Raw genomic sequence first — 15,192 nt, 5'->3', positions numbered from 1 at the left:
TCATCCTGAGGAGGTCACGTCAGTGACCGTCTCGAAGGAGGCTCCAGTGCTCTCTGGACGCTCCTTCGAGACGCAGCCTCACGGCTGCTCCTCAGGATGAGGTGACAGGGTGACAGGTCGGGGAGAACGGCCCCTCCCCTACGCCCCCACCACCCGTGACAGCGTGAACGCCGCCAGGAAACCCGCGACGGTGATGAGGCCGGCATATTCGTGGGCGGTCTCGAAGGCTTCCGGCACCATCGTGTCGGCCAGCATGGCCAGGATGGCGCCTGCCGCCACGGCGGTCACGAACGCGATGGTTGCGGGGCCGGCCTCCGCGAAGGCCCCGTAGCCGATGAGCGCCGCCACGCCCGAGGCCGCCGCGATGCCGCCCCAGATGCCGAAGATATACGCCTTGGAGCGCCCGGCCCGGCGCATGCCGGCCGCGCTGGAGAGCCCCTCCGGCAGGTTGGAGAGAAACACCGCCGCCACGGCCACGAGGCTGACGCCCGTGCCCTCCAGCAGGCTCACGCCGATTACGATGGATTCCGGAATGCCGTCGAGGAGCGCCCCGAGCGCGATGGCCAATCCGCTCCCCGCCTCGTCGCACCCGGCCTGCCGGGAATCCTCCGCGAACCCTGAGCGCTTGCGGTGGTGGGCGCCCCGGCGCGACACGAGGATGTTCGCCGCCGTGTAGACCGCCGCCCCCGCGAGAAACCCCAGCGACGTGGAGCCGATGCCGCCCTGGCGATAGGCCTCGTCCATGAGGTCGAAGGAGAGCGCCGAGATCAGGACCCCGGCCCCGAACGCCATCACGCCCGCGATCACCCGCTGCGGCAGTTTTAAGAAATACCCGAGGAGCGCCCCCAGCACGAGGGCCGACCCGCTGAGCAGGCCCCACAGGCCGGCCTGGATGGACAAGGGCATGAAGGGTTCTCCGCGCGATGGGGAGAATCAACAGGTAATTATTGGATACTTGGAGTGCGGGTATAGACCAACGAATGATATACCGCTGCTTCAATTTCTAGTTATTATTTGTCCTCAATCCGAGTCTCTTTCTGAGAGGAAAGAAATTCCAGCGGGACAAAGTTTGAGAGCACCCGGTCATCGGTTGGGAAACTCTCAATTTTTCTTAAATCTGGGACAAAGTGGCAATTGAAACGCTCCGCCATACGAACTGAAGCTTCAACTATGAGTGCAATCTCTGGCGCCCAGTCCTTGCGCTCATCAGCCATGGCTCGTCCCCGTCCAATGAATCATTGTTCCAACACGTTAAGTCCGGGATGGTTCCGGGGCTAGTGTATGCGTGCAACACTTTAGGAGTAGATGGGCTGATGGTTGATCCACTCAAACCCTGGGATTTTCCAGAACTGGTTTTTGGCATCGCTGGACCAATTGGAGTGGATGTTGACGCAATCACCGATAGCCTGAGTAGTGCACTGCGCGTGGTCAGATACCAATCCGAAGTCATAAAGCTGACGACAGAGATGAAGGTCTTCGCCACTGATGTTTCAGACCCGAAGGAACGAGACTTTCACTCCGAGGTCATGCACAAAATCAAATACGCGAATGCTCTGTGTGAGAGGTATCAAGACGCCTCGACTCTTGCGCGAATAGCAATCCGGGCCATTGCATCCCGCCGACGCGAAATTACCGGCCAGCCGAACAAGATACCGGAAAAGGTTGCTTATATAGTTCGGCAACTCAAGCGGCCTGACGAAGTGGCCCTCCTCCGCAGAGTATACGGGCGTCAATTCGTCCTCGTGTCTGCATATGGTTCTGCGGAACAGAGGAAGAAGCTGATAGAGGCAAAACTAAAGAGAAGCCTTTCAACACTCACTAGCGAGCCAAACATCTCTTTCTTGGCAGATGAGTTGATTGATAAAGATGCGAGTGAACAGGGAGAGAAATATGGCCAGCAGCTACGGGAGACGTTTCATTTAGCTGACGTATTTATTGATGGCATAAGCAAACAAGAGATGGATGAGAAGCTCGAAAGGTTCATTCAAGCCTTCTTTGGTCGGACAGATATAGCTCCATCAAAAAACGAGTACGGTATGTACGCGGCCAAGTCTGCTTCTCTCCGTTCCTCAGACTTATCACGCCAAGTTGGAGCAGCAATCTTTAGCAAAGATGGAGAGTTGATCACTCAAGGGTGCAATGAGGTTCCTAAGGCATTTGGAGGAACGTATTGGGATCTGGAACAGCCTGACTTTCGAGACGTGAGACTTGGTCATGATCCTAATGAAATACTCAAAAAGGAGCTTTTAAGAGATCTTTTTGAACGCTTGTCGAAAGCTGAACTTCTCTCTGAAAAGGCCATCAATCTTGGCGGCCCTGCTGACATGGTAGATGCACTAAGTCGTAAGGCGGACAAAGGTGAAGATGCGGATGGTCCATTAGTTGGAGCCATTGCGATGGACCTCACCGAGTATGGTCGAGTAGTGCATGCTGAGATGTGCGCCATATGTGATGCCGCTCGCATCGGACGTAGTGTAAAAGGCGCAACACTCTATTGCACCACCTTTCCTTGCCATAACTGCACCAAGCACATTCTAGCAGCAGGCATTGAGAGAGTAGTTTATATGGAGCCCTACCCTAAAAGTAAGGCAAAAGACCTTCATGAGAACGAGATTGAAATCGAGAATGAGAGTGCAACCCGCGTATCCTTTGTACCCTTTTTAGGCATATCCCCATTTCGATACAGGGACATCTTCCAGAAAGGTAAAAGAAAGAACCCTGACGGCACGGCTAAACGGTGGCTCGGCGGCGATGAGAAACCGATGCTAGAAATTGTAACAGGCTCATACATGGATGTTGAGCTTGTAGCTCTTGGCCCTCTAGTTGGCCAAGTAACTCCAAAGGAGCCCATTGCCGTTCCTACGGGCAAAGCCTCATCTAAAAAGCGAGCAGTTGTAAAGAAAGCCAGCCAAGGAGACTGGAAGAACACAAGACTTCGGTAGTCCCAGCGTACAGTGTGGAAAGTCTGGGCTTGACGCCCACATCAACCGGTTGTGGTGCTTCTGACTCTGACACCTTCGTTGTCACCCCCGATTTGTTTCGAGGATCCACGTCTTCGATGCGCGGTGGTTCTTCAGACGTGGATGGCCAGGACGAGCCCGGCCATGACTCGGTGAGGGCGCTCTCAATGTTCTCACTTTGTTCTTGACAATATGCCTAAGCTCGGCTATATCTAAAAACATCCTCGCCCGACGAGGGGCGCGCTCGCGAGGCGTCGCAAGAGTGGGGCAAGGAGCGGTCCTGCCGCAGGCCTCGCAAGCCGGTGATCGCAGGTGGCCGATCTGGCATGTCTCCAGGTCCGCTGAAACAAACCGCGCGTGACGAGCAGTTCGGCTCTCACCTTCACCAAATAGCATCGAGCCGGGCTGCACGACACGCCACCCTCGATTGTCTCCCCTCCCGGGGCCTTCGCCGGCCCCGGGACCGAGAGCCCGTGCCCTTTTCATTCATTCCTTTCCATCCCCATTGCCTCAAGAGATTCATCATGATCCAGGACGACGACGTTCCCCTCTGCATCATGCCCGACTTCGACGACACGCTTCAGCGCCTGTCCGACCTGTTCATGGCGTACAAGATCTGCCGCCGGCGCACCTGCCGGTGGCACGAGAGCTGCCAGGGCGGGTTCGGCCCGCCCTGCTTCCTGCAGCAGCGCAACCTTTTCGCCGATGCAATCCGCTACGAGCTGGACGATTACCGGGCCTATTGGACCGCGCAGCGCCGCAGGGCCAAGGCGAAGCCACCCCACGGGTCGATGTGACCCGGAGCCGTGGCGCATGGATCCGGCGCGGATGGCCTGCCGGTCTTAGGCGGCGCCGCGCCCGCAGGGTGCCGGCGCGCCAAAGAGAAAGGGCGGCCCCAGGGCCGCCCTTGTCCGCTCTGCTGTGATCCGAAAAGCCCCGTCAGAGCCGTCCCATCAGCAGCAGGATGATGAGGATCACGAGGACGATGCCGAGCAGGCCGCTCGGGCCGTAGCCCCAGCTGCGGCTGTGCGGCCAGGCCGGCACGGCGCCGATGAGCAGCAGGATGACCAGAATGAGCAGGATGGTGCTGATACCCATGAGAAAAACTCCTTGATGACCGCGGGACGTGTCGTTGCCACGCTTCAAGCGGGAAACTTGGCCGTTCAAGAAAGGTTCCCCTGTTTCGGGGGCCAAGGGTTTTGCTGTGGATGAGCACCGAAGGGGTAGGTTCCAGGGCGGAACGATCACAAATGCCTGACGTTACCTCCTCGGCGATTGGGTGCCGCCTTCGAGTGCGTCCCCGGCGGGAGTCGCTAGTCCACGATGGTCCAGGACACCCCGATGCAGAAGAAGAATCCACACATCATGCGTGACGAAGACACAGAAACCGTCCCTGGCCTTCACGGATCATCCCCGGCGCTCAGCCGCTCGGTGCAGGCCCAGATCGGCCAGCGGCTGCGCCAGTTCTACGAGACGCTGGCGCTCGGCGAGCAGCCGGTCCCGGACCGGTTCATCGAGATCATCAATCGGCTGGACGAGCGCAAGCCGGAGAAGCACCAGTCATGAGTATCGACATCTCTCTGCGCGATTCCATGCTCAAGGCGACGCCGAACCTGCGCGCCTTCGCCATTTCGCTGACCAACAACGTGGACCGCGCCGACGACCTCGTGCAGGAAACCCTGATGCGGGCGATCGCCAATATCGACCGCTTCCAGCCCGGCACGAACATGCAGGCCTGGCTCTTCACCATCCTGCGCAACCTGTTCCATTCCGAATACCGCAAGCGCCGCCGCGAGGTGGAGGATGCGGACGGCAAATACGCGGCCGGCCTCTCGGTGGCGCCCGACCAGATGCCCCATCTCGATTTCGAGGATCTGCAGAAGGCTCTGGCCCGCCTGCCCCACGACCAGCGCGAGGCGCTGCTGCTGGTGGGCGCCTCCGGGTTCTCCTACGAGCAGGCGGCGGAGATCTGCGGCTGCGCGGTCGGCACCATCAAGAGCCGCGTCAACCGGGCCCGCAACCGTCTTGCCGAACTCATGCACCTCACCGACATGGAGGAGGATCTCGGCCCGGACCGCGTCACCCTCTCGGTGATGCACGCGGTCGCCTGATCTGTTCTCAGGGAGCATTCCCTCAACAGGCGCTCCGCAGGGGGCGCCTGTCGCTTTAGCGGCGCCGGAACTGCTGGTTGCCGCGCTGCGGCGGACGCGGACCGGAAGAGGCACCCGAATCCTTGTGACGGAAGATGAGGCGGCCCTTCTCCAGATCGTAGGGCGACATCTCGACGGTCACGCGGTCGCCGGCGAGCGTCTTGATGCGGTTCTTCTTCATCTTGCCGGCCGTGTACGCGATGACCTCGTGCCCGTTGTCGAGCTGCACGCGGTAGCGCGCGTCGGGCAGGATTTCGGTCACAAGTCCTTCAAAGGTGATCAGTTCTTCCTTGGCCATGCAAAGCCTTTCCTCATAACAAAAAGAGCCGCCCCTGGACCGGAACGGCTCATATGCAAGAGGACGTACCCTAAGTACGTCCTCCGGCCTGAAACCTTAGGCGTTCTGCAGGTTCACTGCAGAAGCGCGGCCGGTGCGCTGGTCGGTCTGAAGCTCATAGGAGATCTTCTGACCTTCGCGCAAGCCGCGCATGCCGGCGCGCTCGAGCGCCGTCGCGTGAACGAACACGTCCTTGCCGCCGTTGTCGGGCTGGATGAAACCATAACCCTTGGTTTCATTGTACCACTTCACGGTTCCCTGTTCCATGGGAATTCCCTTTTCACTGTCGTTTGCACGTGGATGCGGGCTCAAGGCCAGACACCCGTTAGTCGATAGATGGTAGAGAAGGAACGTGCGCCCGGCAGTGCCAAAGCGGGAAGCCCAGTCGTCCGGCCAAATGTCGATGAACGATTAGGTAGGGTACAGATGGGGCAAATGCAAGGCAAAGCCCAGGGCTCCTCCCCTGTGACTTCCTCAACGAATGCCTGAGCAGCACGGGTTTCTAGCGGCTGCCCCGGATCCCTGAAATCACCCCCTGCAGGGCCTCCTCTCCTTTAGGCGTGAAGCGGATCTCGCTGCCGTCGGCCTCGATGAGGCCCCGGCCCTTCAGCTCCTGAACGGCAGCCTCGCTCGCCTGATGGCCCGATCCGTCCTTCTGCACCACGCTGCGCACCATCTGGCCGCTCGACAGCTGGTGATAGGCCGCGAAGGCGAACACCGCCAGCGCCTCGTCGCTCAACCCGGACAGATCCGCCATCGTGATCCTCGCTTGCCGTTGGAGATACCCACCCTCTCAATGCGAAGGCTCCGGGAGCGTTCAAGCGAGGCGGCAAAAACAGGCGGCGCAACACTCTCGGAAGCCAGGAACAGACCGTCGCGCCTCACGTTGGTTGCGCGAGAGCGGGCCCTCCAGGGGCCCGAACGACAGCAAGGAGGAGCGCATCCATGGCCAATGATCGCAACCGCTACGGCAATCAGGATTCCGGCTGGCGCGACCAGGATGACGGCTACATCGCCCGACGCGGCTTCGGCAACCGCAGCGCCGGCTACGACCGGGGCGCCGGCGTCGACCGCCGCTCCGGCTCGGACGAGGGCTATGGCCGCGGCCGTGACCGTGACTTCGGGGATTCGGCCGGCTACGGCACCGGTGGGTCGGCCCTCGACTGGCACGATGTCGTCGGCGAGGAACGCGGCCAGGGGCGCCCCCTGTTCGACACGGATCGCCGGCACGATCCGGATCGCTTCGGGCAGGACCGCTATGGGCGCGACCGCTCCGGATCCGAGAGCTTCGGCCGCGGCTCCCGCGACTACAACGAGGAGCGCGGCTTCTTCGAGCGAGCCGGCGACGAGGTGCGGTCCTGGTTCGGCGATGACGACGCCGAGCGCCGCCGCGACCGGGACATGCGCGAAGCCGGCCAGCATCGCGGCCGCGGGCCGAAGGGCTATCAGCGCTCCGATGCCCGCATCCTCGAGGACGTGAACGACCGTTTGACCGAGGATCCGCATATCGACGCCTCCGAGATCGACGTGCGGGTCGAGAACCGCGAGGTCACCCTCTCCGGCACGGTCAACAGCCGCTTCGAGAAGCGCCACGCGGAAGACATCGCCGAGTCCGTATCCGGTGTCATCCATGTGCAGAACAATCTGCGCATCCAGCAGGCGGCCGATGCGGGCATTGCCGGCACCGCGATGTCCGGGGCCGGGGCCGCAGGAGCCGGCAGCATCAGAACTCCGGAAACCGGCACCACGGCCGCCGCCCGCCGCAGGACCGGCGGGAGTTCGGGCAGCGGCGTCTGACCCTCGGCCCGGACCGAAGACCGTCGATTCACCAGGATGCGCTTCTCCTCTTGGGGACGAGGCGCATCCGTCGTACCAAGGCCTTTGCCTTTCCCCGGTCGCGATCAGACCCCATATGAGAGGGGCAAGGACGAGGACATCGATGGCAGGCATTTCCGTCACGCTCGAAGGCGACAACATCCAGCTGGCGTTCCAGAAGGGCGAACAATCCACCGCCGTGGTCATGGACCCCCATGCCGCCCGCTCATTGGTCAGGGCCGTGAGTCAGCTCCTGACGGCCATCGGTGAGAGCGCCGGTGAGGAGGGCGAGGACATGCCGGAAGAGCTGGTGGACGTGACCTCCCAGACCATCGACGTCGGCATGGACGAGCACGGCATGGCCGTGGTGGCGCTCCAGGCCGGTGCGATGCCACCCTTCCTGCTGCGCCTGAAGGACGATGAGGCGAGGCATATCGCCCAGAGCTTGCTCGAAATCCTCAACAGCCCCCGCGATGTGCGGGTGTCGCACGGGGACCATTAAGCTCAACCGCTGCCCATCCACCCCGCAGAAAGGAATTGCCCAAGACCGGCGCCCGACGTAAAGTTATTTTATAACTTTTCTGCCTCCGATGAAGCGGAGTTCCGTTCTGAGGCAGCCGGGATATTGTCATGGCGCATTGGTCATCAGGTTATGTTATCGATGTCGATTATACCCACGGGTTCTATCAGGAGCTGACGCCGAGCCTCTTGAGCTTCCTGACGCTCCTGCAGGGTGTCCAGGCGCCCGATCTCGGCGCACCGCTCGCGTATTGCGAGCTCGGATGCGGCCAGGGTTTCTCAACAAACCTCCTGGCGGCCGCAAACCCGCACATTGAGTTCTACGCCACCGATTTCAATCCTGGTCACATCGTCGGGGCACAGAGCCTTGCCCAGTCGACGGGCTCGCATAACATCCGCTTCTACGACGACAGCTTCGCCGACTTCCTGCTCCGCACCGACCTGCCTGATTTCGACTTCATCTGCCTGCACGGGATCTACAGCTGGATTTCCCTTGAAAACCGGCGGACTATCGTCGAGTTCATCCGCCGCAAGCTGAAGCCCGGCGGCCTCGTCTACATCTCCTACAACACCATGCCGGGCTGGGCCTCCATGATGCCGCTCCGGCGCCTGCTTTTGGAGCACACGGCAGCACAAGGATCGCGATCCTCCAGCCCATCCCGTGTCACGAACTTCGTCGACCTGGCGGACGCGCTCGGCAAACTCGACACGCGCTATTTCGCCAGTCACCCCAAGTTGGCGAAGCGGATCGAGAAGCTCAAGGAGCATAACCCCAACTACATTGCCCACGAATATCTCAACCAGGATCTTGAGCCGTTCTACTTCACGGATTTGGCGCAAGAACTCGCTGAGGCGAAGCTGACCTGGGTGGGCCCAGCGAACGCGCTGGAGAATCTCGACGACGTCAATCTGACGAAGGAGCAGCGGGAGTTCCTTGCCAGGATCGGCGACATTGCCCTGCGCCAGATGACGCGCGACCACATCGTCGACCAGCAGTTCCGGCGCGACATCTTCGTCAAGGGCGCGGTCCGCCTCTCCGCCCAGCAGGTCCGCGAGCGCTGGCTTGAGACACGCTTCGCCCTGACGGCCAGAGGCAGCAAGATCCCGCGCGAGCTGCGTGGCCTCCGACATACTGTCAAACTGCACAGCGGCATCTACGATCCCCTGATCGCAGCGCTTGAGCCCGGCCCCCGCACGCTGCGCGAGATCCTGACCGAACCTACTCTGGCACAAGCGGGCTTCAACCGCCTGACTCAGGCCCTCACGATCCTTGTAGCCCTGGGCTCTTGCCAGCCCTGCCTCCCGGTACAAGGCGCTGGTGAGCGAAGGCTCACGACAGAGCGCTTCAACAGGGCCATTGCGGAGCTTTCGCGTTTCGAACGCAAGTTCAGCCATCTCGCCTCACCGATCACGGGAGGCGGCATCGCGGCGGATCGCATGGCTCAGCTGATGTGGCTGTCCCTGCAGGACAAGGATACGGACATGATCCGCTTCGTCGGGGATGTTCTGTCTACCGCGGGGCAGCGCCTGTTGAAGGATGGCAAGCCGCTGAGCGATGCGGAGCACGCAGCCGAACTTCGCCAGCGCGCTGACGAGTTCGGGGAGAATACCCTCGGCGTCTGGACAAACCTTGGTCTTTGCGATCCCCCGCAGCAGAAATCCGAGCAGCGGCGGCTGCGCGCCTGAGCCCAACCTCACGTCTTCGTCACGAGCTTAACCTTTAACGGAACTTCATGAATGCCATTCTGTTGTCGAACGCGGGGCATCATTGGCCGCGCTTCGGACAGGGCCCATGGCAGTTCACGACCCAGATCTCACCTCCGGCGCATATCCGGCCGTTCCCATCATGGACGCCAAGGCGGAGCCGACCCTCAAATACCCGGAATCCGAGACCTTCTATGCCGAAGCCCTTCGGGAGCTGAACACGCTTGGTCTGCCCTTCCTGCTCGCCGGCACCTATGCGCTCTCGGCCTATACCGGGATCACCCGCCCGACCAAGGACCTCGACATCTTCTGCAAGGCCGGCGACTACACGCGCGTTCTCTCGCATTTCAAAAGTCTCGGCTACTCCATCGAGATCGAGGATGACCGCTGGCTCGGCAAGGTGTTCAAGGGCCAATACTTCTTTGACGTGATCTTCGCCTCGTCGAACGGCACCATGCCGATCGGCGATCCGTGGTTCGAGCACGCGCGTCAGATCGAGGTGTTCGGCACTCCGGTGCGCATCGTCGGACCCACCGAACTCGTCTGGTCGAAATGCTTCATCCAGTTGCGTCATCGCTATGATGGCGCCGACGTGGCCCATACGATCCTCAAGGCTCACGACCAGATCGACTGGCATGGGCTCCTGGCCTACATGGAAGTGCATTGGGAAGTGCTGCTCATGCACCTGCTCAACTTCCGCTGGATCTACCCGTCCGAGCGCGACAAGGTTCCGCGCTGGGTGATGGATGAGCTTCTCGACAGGCTCAGCAAGCAGCTCGAACTTCCACCGCCACAGATGAAGGTCTGCCGCGGGCGGATGTTCTCCCGTGTCGATTACGAGATCGACGTGAAGCAATGGGGCTTCGCCGACGTGGGCGGCGAAGGTGAATGGCGGAATGAGTGACGAACCACAGCAAGTCATGAAGGTCGCTGCCATGGGCGACCTGCATGTGCGCGAAGACAACTGGGTGTCCTATCGCGACCTGTTTAGCGAGATTTCCAAGGAGGCCGATGTTCTGGTGCTCGCAGGAGACCTGACAGATCTCGGCAAGCCCAAGGAGGCCGAACTTCTGGCCCAGGATATCAAATCCTGCTCAATCCCCGTCGTCGGCGTTCTCGGCAACCATGATTACGAATGCGGCGCGCATGAAGAGGTGGCGCATATCCTGCGCGATGCCGGGATGCGGGTCCTCGACGGGCAATCGGTCGAGATCGACGGCGTTGGCTTCGTGGGCGTGAAAGGCTTTGCCGGTGGTTTTGGTCGCCGCATGCTAGGCTCCTTCGGCGAGCCCGCCATCAAGCAGTTCGTCGGCGAGACCATGAACGAGACCCTGCGGCTCGAAAATGCCATGCGTCAGGTGCGCGCCAAGCGCTCCATGGTCATTCTGCACTACGCCCCCATCACGGAGACCATCGAGAGTGAGCCGCTGGAGATCTATCCGTTCCTGGGTTCGTCGCGGCTGGCGGAAACGATCGATCGCTTCAAGGTCAGCGCCATTGTGCACGGTCACGCCCATCGCGGCCGCTTCGAGGGCAGGACACCCGGCGGACAGCCGGTCTACAATGTAGCCAAGCATATCGAGAAGCCGACCGGCAAGCCTTATGCGCTCATCGAAATATGAGCCGGCCTCTAGACGCTGCCGGCTCATGATGCTCCTCACTCAATAGCGCGTGCCGGGATCCGTTGGGTTACCAGGCAGGTAATCGGGCTCGGAACCCGGCCCTTTCGGATCGTTGATCCCCGGATCGTTGACGGGATAGGGCGTGCGCGGTCCCGTCGGACCGATATCCGGCTCCTCATCAGGAATGGTTCCTGGCGGCACCTCGCTTGGGATGTTCCCGCCTGGCAGCGGATCGTTCGTAGGAGCTCCCGGATTGACCATCGTTTCTTCCTCGCTTTGTAAAATCCGTGATTGGGTCAACAAGCCCGCGTGAGCAGGGTTCCGAAAGCGGTCTTCCGACGGAACCGCCCCGTGCTTCACCCGTTCCCAAGCAGTTCCCAGGAAACGATGGAGAAACATCATGCCTGACATCAAACAGGCCAAGATCCTCATCATGGCAACGGACGGCTTCGAACAGTCGGAGCTTATGGTGCCGCAGGAGAAACTCTCGGATGCCGGTGCGACAGTCGAGGTCGCCGCGCCCAAGTCCCGCATGAAGTCCGGCAAGATCTATGGCTGGGACGAGAAGGACTGGGGCAAGACCGTGTCCGTCGACAAGGACATCGAGGAAGTGAACCCGGCGGATTACGATGCGCTCGTGCTGCCCGGCGGACAGATCAATCCCGACAAGCTGCGTGTGGAGCCGAAAGCGATCGAGATCATCCGCGCCTTCTATTCCTCAGGCAAGACCGTTGCTGCGATCTGCCATGCGCCCTGGCTTCTCATTGAGGCCGGCATCATCAAGGGCAAGAAGTGCACGTCCTACCACTCGATCAAGACCGATGTGATCAATGCCGGCGGGCAATGGCGCGACGAGACGGTGGTGACCGATTACGGCCTCATCACCAGCCGCAATCCTGGCGATCTCGATGCTTTCGTGGGCAAGATCATCGAAGAGGTGCGCGAAGGCTCGCATGCGGGCCGTCGTCAGGCCGCCGAGTAATCATTCACTCTCTGAAGCCAACAAAAAAGCGGCCGGTTTTCACCGGCCGCTTTCGTATTTTTATATAGCCTGACTTCAGGCCTGCTGGATCGCCGAGACTTTCCAGGGGCCGCCCTGATCGCGACGGAAGGTCCAGAGCTCGGTCGCCTCTTCGACCTTGTTCGGATCGCCTTCGACGACGCGGCCGCTGGCGCGGTCCACCATGACGTCGGTGATGCCGAAGCGCATGGCCACAGTCGCGTAGTCCGTCGCGCCCTCGCGCCAGGCCTCGGACAGATCGCCTTGGTTGAGGCGCACGTTGGAGAGCTTGTTCACGACGCCACGGGCCGTGTTGTCGTTCAGTTCCTCCTGGATGTAGCCAGCCATCTCAGGGGTTGCGATCATCCAGAGCTTGGCGACGTCTTCGCGGGAATAGGCATCCTGCATCTCAACGAGGCCACGCTCGAACTCCGCGTAGTCACGTTCGCCAATGCCGATCTCATCCCGTACGCCTGGACGAGCCTGCGACTGCTGGGACCGGCCACCGAGGCCGCCCATCGCGCCACCAAGGCCTGCACCCAAGCCACCAAGACCGCCGCTCAAGCCGTCGCCCATGGGCTGTCCGCCTGTCGGGGGCACGCTGCCGCCCATATTGCGGGCATAACCCTGACCAGCATAGGACGGCTCCTGACGCCGGCGGAACCACTTCATGGCAAACGACACCAGCAAGACCACGAGACCGACCTGGAGCAGAAGGCCGAGGATCGACGCCAAGCCGCCGAGGCCGCCGAAGAAGCCGTTGCCGAACAGCAGGCCGAGAAGGCCGGCACCGAACAGGCCGGCCATCAGGCCCGTGCCGAAGCCGAAGCGGCGCGGCTGCGCCACATTAGGCGCCGGGGTGCCCGGGCGAGTGACGTTGGGGCCCTGGTTCGGAATCTGCGAACGCTGGATCGGGGCTGCAGCCTCAGGCGCCGTCCTCGTGGCCGGGGGAGGCGTGTAGGTGCGCGCACCGCGCGATCCGAAACCGCCGCTTCCCCGCCCGACGCGGGCCTCGGCCGCACTGCCGGCAAAGACCAAAGCGGCCGCCAGGGCAATCATCACCCGGCTACGGCGAGAAGCTAAATTCATCATCGTCTTTGTTTCATCCCTTCGGAGCATAGTGCTCTCGAAGGATAATGTGGTGATGCCCGAGGGGTTGCGAAAGGGCTCGGCCGGCCGATTTTGGTCCGGGCTCGAACATCCTCTTTCCTTTCGTCACCACCGACCTTGTGCCGGCGACCCCGATCACGTGGGTTGCTGTGCTCTTCAGAATCGTCATGACCGGGCTTATCGCGGTCATGACGCGTCATAGGAAGTTTTAATGACCCTGTTTCTGCTTCAGCTGGTCAATCCGCTTCGAGGCCTCGGCCTTGTCGAGATCGGGATCAAAGGCCTTCGGGTCGTGCGCCTGCTCGGATAGGGTCTTGAGGTAGGATGCCTGGGCGCCGGTCATCGGTTCATCGCCCGTTACCCAATCCTCCGGATCCTTGATCTGGTTGTCGGAAGGATCCGGGTTGGTCTTCGGATTAACTGCCTCTGCGGAAGGTTTATGGTTAACGGAAGCACCGGAATTCACTTTGCCATGCGAAGACATGCAGGACTCCTATTGTTCTAGTTTTGTTCTCTGATGAGAACACGCTTGCAGGACCTTGGTTCCTCAAAGAAAGGCGGACTACTCCCGGAGACTCATCCCCGTTATCCACAGATCTGGCCCTCGACTCACCCGCACGGTCGTGTTCTTGCTTTGTTCACGAAGCGAGAGGGATGGACGGCTGATGCGCAAACCGACAGGTCTGGAGCGGCTCTATGTCGATTTCGACTCCTTCTTCGCCAGTGCCGAACAGCACCTCCAGCCCGGCCTGCGCGGTCGGCCCGTCGGAGTCATTCCGGTCGATTCGGAGCATACGGGGCTCATTGCCGTCAGCCGCGAAGCCAAGGCCCAAGGCCTCAAGCGCGGCACCTTCGTGCGCGACGCCCGTCGACAATGCCCGGGCCTCGTTCTCGTGACGGCGCGGCACGAAGCCTATGTGGAGTTGCACCGGCAGATCCTGGACGCCATCGAGACGGTCCTTCCCGTCAGGGCAGTCTGCTCCATCGACGAGATGGTCTGTGCACTGATGCCCTCGGAATGGCCGCAAGGGCTCGTAATCGGGCAACGCGTGAAGGATGTGATCGCCGCCACGATCGGCCCCACGCTCACCTGCTCGGTAGGCCTTGGACCCAATGACCTGCTGGCCAAGATCGCCGCCGAGATGAAGAAACCGGATGGGCTCATGGCGCTCCATCCCGACGATCTGCCTGGCCCCCTGCTCTCCCTTGAGCTTACGGATATTCCCGGCATCGCGCGAGGCAACGCGGCGAGGCTCGCCCGCGCCGGCATCAGTAACATGGCCGCCCTCTTGCGGCTCCAACCCAAGGAGCTGCGTCAACTCTGGGGCAGTGTCGAAGGGGAACGGATGTGGATGGGGCTGCACGGCTACACCGTGGAGCGGCCCGAGACCCGCCGCCGCATGTTCGGCCACGGCCGGGTTCTTCCCGCCGACTGGCGCTCCCTGAACGGCGCCTATGCGGCCGCCCGCGTGCTGCTCGCCAAGGCTTCAGCCCGGATGCGCCGTGCTGGTTTCGCCGCCAAGGCATTGGCTCTTTGGCTGACTGACCGGAACAGCGCCGGCTGGTATGGAGAGGAGCGTTTCCAGCCCACCTGGGACGACCCATCCCTGCTCGCATCGTTGAGCCATCTGTTTCTCCACGCCGAGCGGGAGGACATGCGCCGCAGCCGCAGCGTCCACGTGGCGCTGCACGATCTGGTTCCGCTCAGCGATATCGAGGGTGATTTGTTCGATCACGCTCCGGAGGCGCAGCTCAAACGGCGCATGGAGTCTCTCTCGGCGATCGCCGACCATTTCAACGTCCGCCATCGAAAGACGCTTCTGCACTGGGGTCCCTGGGTCACGATCCCCGGGGGTTATGCAGGCGCCAAGATCGCCTTCAACCGCATTCCCGATGCGGAGGATTTTTGAACGGCCTCTCGAAAAGAAAATGCCCGGCACGAGGCCGGGCATCAGGTGACCTCTATGAGAGAAGC

General features: G+C 61.4%; 20 protein-coding genes. 11 read left to right on the top strand and 9 right to left on the bottom strand.

The features are described from left to right. Window positions 1–138: 138 nt before the first annotated feature. Together FHR70_RS04690 and FHR70_RS04685 are read right to left on the bottom strand one after the other, a co-directional pair. On the bottom strand, window positions 139–906 hold the full coding sequence (locus FHR70_RS04690; protein WP_183447561.1) for a ZIP family metal transporter: 768 nt from the start codon (window positions 904–906) through the stop codon (window positions 139–141). Window positions 907–1,010: 104 nt separating this feature from the next. Continuing rightward, window positions 1,011–1,214 (bottom strand): hypothetical protein, encoded by a 204-nt coding sequence (locus FHR70_RS04685; protein WP_183447559.1) that lies wholly within the window; start codon window positions 1,212–1,214, stop codon window positions 1,011–1,013. Window positions 1,215–1,313: 99 nt separating this feature from the next. Between FHR70_RS04685 and FHR70_RS04680 the strand changes: the two genes are divergently transcribed. Further along, window positions 1,314–2,942, top strand: a complete 1,629-nt coding sequence (locus tag FHR70_RS04680) for an anti-phage dCTP deaminase (protein ID WP_183447557.1) — start codon at window positions 1,314–1,316, stop codon at window positions 2,940–2,942. A 542-nt stretch (window positions 2,943–3,484) separates the two neighbouring features. After that, entirely contained in the window at window positions 3,485–3,757 is a 273-nt protein-coding gene (locus FHR70_RS04675; RefSeq protein WP_183447555.1) for a hypothetical protein, read from the top strand. A gap of 142 nt (window positions 3,758–3,899) precedes the next feature. On the opposite strand, the gene FHR70_RS04670 is transcribed toward FHR70_RS04675, so the two are convergent. Next, on the bottom strand, window positions 3,900–4,058 hold the full coding sequence (locus tag FHR70_RS04670; protein ID WP_183447553.1) for a DUF3309 family protein: 159 nt from the start codon (window positions 4,056–4,058) through the stop codon (window positions 3,900–3,902). Between the two features lie 243 nt (window positions 4,059–4,301). Here FHR70_RS04670 and FHR70_RS04665 point away from each other — a divergent pair, with 243 nt between their 5' ends. Together FHR70_RS04665 and FHR70_RS04660 are read left to right on the top strand one after the other, a co-directional pair. Beyond that, complete coding sequence (locus tag FHR70_RS04665; RefSeq protein WP_246407794.1) at window positions 4,302–4,526, top strand: NepR family anti-sigma factor; 225 nt, start codon at window positions 4,302–4,304, stop codon at window positions 4,524–4,526. Continuing rightward, window positions 4,523–5,071: a sigma-70 family RNA polymerase sigma factor gene (locus FHR70_RS04660; RefSeq protein ID WP_183447551.1), complete on the top strand. Its 549-nt coding sequence runs from the start codon at window positions 4,523–4,525 to the stop codon at window positions 5,069–5,071. The genes FHR70_RS04665 and FHR70_RS04660 overlap by 4 nt, the downstream gene beginning before the upstream one ends. A gap of 55 nt (window positions 5,072–5,126) precedes the next feature. Here FHR70_RS04660 and infA read toward each other — a convergent pair whose 3' ends face one another. From infA to FHR70_RS04645, 3 genes are all read right to left on the bottom strand, one after another. Then, window positions 5,127–5,408, bottom strand: a complete 282-nt coding sequence (gene infA / locus FHR70_RS04655) for a translation initiation factor IF-1 (RefSeq protein WP_009494617.1) — start codon at window positions 5,406–5,408, stop codon at window positions 5,127–5,129. Between the two features lie 96 nt (window positions 5,409–5,504). After that, the gene (locus FHR70_RS04650) at window positions 5,505–5,714 is read right to left on the bottom strand and encodes a cold-shock protein (protein WP_036351194.1); all 210 of its coding nucleotides are present in this window, start codon (window positions 5,712–5,714) and stop codon (window positions 5,505–5,507) included. 235 nt (window positions 5,715–5,949) lie between these two features. After that, window positions 5,950–6,204 carry a hypothetical protein gene (locus FHR70_RS04645; RefSeq protein WP_183447549.1) on the bottom strand — a complete coding sequence of 85 codons (255 nt, stop codon included), beginning with the start codon at window positions 6,202–6,204 and terminating at the stop codon, window positions 5,950–5,952. Between the two features lie 188 nt (window positions 6,205–6,392). Between FHR70_RS04645 and FHR70_RS04640 the strand changes: the two genes are divergently transcribed. From FHR70_RS04640 to FHR70_RS04620, 5 genes are all read left to right on the top strand, one after another. Beyond that, window positions 6,393–7,244: a BON domain-containing protein gene (locus FHR70_RS04640; RefSeq protein WP_183447547.1), complete on the top strand. Its 852-nt coding sequence runs from the start codon at window positions 6,393–6,395 to the stop codon at window positions 7,242–7,244. Between the two features lie 142 nt (window positions 7,245–7,386). Then, on the top strand, window positions 7,387–7,764 hold the full coding sequence (locus tag FHR70_RS04635; RefSeq protein ID WP_183447545.1) for a hypothetical protein: 378 nt from the start codon (window positions 7,387–7,389) through the stop codon (window positions 7,762–7,764). A 128-nt stretch (window positions 7,765–7,892) separates the two neighbouring features. After that, window positions 7,893–9,467 (top strand): class I SAM-dependent methyltransferase, encoded by a 1,575-nt coding sequence (locus tag FHR70_RS04630; protein ID WP_183447543.1) that lies wholly within the window; start codon window positions 7,893–7,895, stop codon window positions 9,465–9,467. A 106-nt stretch (window positions 9,468–9,573) separates the two neighbouring features. After that, complete coding sequence (locus FHR70_RS04625) at window positions 9,574–10,389, top strand: nucleotidyltransferase family protein (protein WP_246407793.1); 816 nt, start codon at window positions 9,574–9,576, stop codon at window positions 10,387–10,389. Then, entirely contained in the window at window positions 10,382–11,107 is a 726-nt protein-coding gene (locus FHR70_RS04620; RefSeq protein WP_183447541.1) for a metallophosphoesterase family protein, read from the top strand. Before FHR70_RS04625 ends, FHR70_RS04620 begins: the two co-directional genes overlap by 8 nt. A 39-nt stretch (window positions 11,108–11,146) precedes the next feature. Here the strand turns inward: FHR70_RS04620 and FHR70_RS24480 are convergent, their stop codons facing one another. After that, entirely contained in the window at window positions 11,147–11,368 is a 222-nt protein-coding gene (locus FHR70_RS24480) for a hypothetical protein (RefSeq protein WP_183448496.1), read from the bottom strand. A 139-nt stretch (window positions 11,369–11,507) separates the two neighbouring features. Between FHR70_RS24480 and FHR70_RS04610 the strand changes: the two genes are divergently transcribed. Then, window positions 11,508–12,089 (top strand): type 1 glutamine amidotransferase domain-containing protein, encoded by a 582-nt coding sequence (locus FHR70_RS04610; protein ID WP_183447539.1) that lies wholly within the window; start codon window positions 11,508–11,510, stop codon window positions 12,087–12,089. A gap of 75 nt (window positions 12,090–12,164) precedes the next feature. On the opposite strand, the gene FHR70_RS04605 is transcribed toward FHR70_RS04610, so the two are convergent. Beyond that, a complete protein-coding gene (locus FHR70_RS04605) occupies window positions 12,165–13,199 on the bottom strand; it encodes a Tim44 domain-containing protein (protein WP_183447537.1) in 1,035 nt (344 codons plus the stop codon). A gap of 226 nt (window positions 13,200–13,425) precedes the next feature. Further along, entirely contained in the window at window positions 13,426–13,701 is a 276-nt protein-coding gene (locus FHR70_RS04600) for a DUF3072 domain-containing protein (RefSeq protein WP_183447535.1), read from the bottom strand. A 181-nt stretch (window positions 13,702–13,882) separates the two neighbouring features. On the opposite strand from FHR70_RS04600, the gene FHR70_RS04595 reads away from it, so the two are divergent. Next, window positions 13,883–15,127 (top strand): Y-family DNA polymerase, encoded by a 1,245-nt coding sequence (locus FHR70_RS04595; RefSeq protein ID WP_183447533.1) that lies wholly within the window; start codon window positions 13,883–13,885, stop codon window positions 15,125–15,127. Window positions 15,128–15,192 lie beyond the last annotated feature (65 nt).

The sequence above is a fragment of the Microvirga lupini genome, assembly GCF_014191055.1.
GTDB classification, from domain to species: Bacteria; Pseudomonadota; Alphaproteobacteria; order Rhizobiales; family Beijerinckiaceae; genus Microvirga; species Microvirga lupini_A.
This window is presented reverse-complemented; position numbering and strand designations above follow the sequence as displayed.

Excerpts from the sequence above, each read along its gene's own strand:
- FHR70_RS04690 (WP_183447561.1), bottom strand. The coding sequence starts at position 906 with ATGCCCTTGTCCATCCAGGCCGGCCTGTGGGGCCTGCTCAGCGGGTCG.
- FHR70_RS04685 (WP_183447559.1), bottom strand. The coding sequence starts at position 1,214 with ATGGCTGATGAGCGCAAGGACTGGGCGCCAGAGATTGCACTCATAGTT.
- FHR70_RS04680 (WP_183447557.1), top strand. The coding sequence starts at position 1,314 with ATGGTTGATCCACTCAAACCCTGGGATTTTCCAGAACTGGTTTTTGGC.
- FHR70_RS04675 (WP_183447555.1), top strand. The coding sequence starts at position 3,485 with ATGATCCAGGACGACGACGTTCCCCTCTGCATCATGCCCGACTTCGAC.
- FHR70_RS04670 (WP_183447553.1), bottom strand. The coding sequence starts at position 4,058 with ATGGGTATCAGCACCATCCTGCTCATTCTGGTCATCCTGCTGCTCATC.
- FHR70_RS04665 (WP_246407794.1), top strand. The coding sequence starts at position 4,302 with ATGCAGAAGAAGAATCCACACATCATGCGTGACGAAGACACAGAAACC.
- FHR70_RS04660 (WP_183447551.1), top strand. The coding sequence starts at position 4,523 with ATGAGTATCGACATCTCTCTGCGCGATTCCATGCTCAAGGCGACGCCG.
- infA (WP_009494617.1), bottom strand. The coding sequence starts at position 5,408 with ATGGCCAAGGAAGAACTGATCACCTTTGAAGGACTTGTGACCGAAATC.
- FHR70_RS04650 (WP_036351194.1), bottom strand. The coding sequence starts at position 5,714 with ATGGAACAGGGAACCGTGAAGTGGTACAATGAAACCAAGGGTTATGGT.
- FHR70_RS04645 (WP_183447549.1), bottom strand. The coding sequence starts at position 6,204 with ATGGCGGATCTGTCCGGGTTGAGCGACGAGGCGCTGGCGGTGTTCGCC.
- FHR70_RS04640 (WP_183447547.1), top strand. The coding sequence starts at position 6,393 with ATGGCCAATGATCGCAACCGCTACGGCAATCAGGATTCCGGCTGGCGC.
- FHR70_RS04635 (WP_183447545.1), top strand. The coding sequence starts at position 7,387 with ATGGCAGGCATTTCCGTCACGCTCGAAGGCGACAACATCCAGCTGGCG.
- FHR70_RS04630 (WP_183447543.1), top strand. The coding sequence starts at position 7,893 with ATGGCGCATTGGTCATCAGGTTATGTTATCGATGTCGATTATACCCAC.
- FHR70_RS04625 (WP_246407793.1), top strand. The coding sequence starts at position 9,574 with ATGGCAGTTCACGACCCAGATCTCACCTCCGGCGCATATCCGGCCGTT.
- FHR70_RS04620 (WP_183447541.1), top strand. The coding sequence starts at position 10,382 with ATGAGTGACGAACCACAGCAAGTCATGAAGGTCGCTGCCATGGGCGAC.
- FHR70_RS24480 (WP_183448496.1), bottom strand. The coding sequence starts at position 11,368 with ATGGTCAATCCGGGAGCTCCTACGAACGATCCGCTGCCAGGCGGGAAC.
- FHR70_RS04610 (WP_183447539.1), top strand. The coding sequence starts at position 11,508 with ATGCCTGACATCAAACAGGCCAAGATCCTCATCATGGCAACGGACGGC.
- FHR70_RS04605 (WP_183447537.1), bottom strand. The coding sequence starts at position 13,199 with ATGATGAATTTAGCTTCTCGCCGTAGCCGGGTGATGATTGCCCTGGCG.
- FHR70_RS04600 (WP_183447535.1), bottom strand. The coding sequence starts at position 13,701 with ATGTCTTCGCATGGCAAAGTGAATTCCGGTGCTTCCGTTAACCATAAA.
- FHR70_RS04595 (WP_183447533.1), top strand. The coding sequence starts at position 13,883 with ATGCGCAAACCGACAGGTCTGGAGCGGCTCTATGTCGATTTCGACTCC.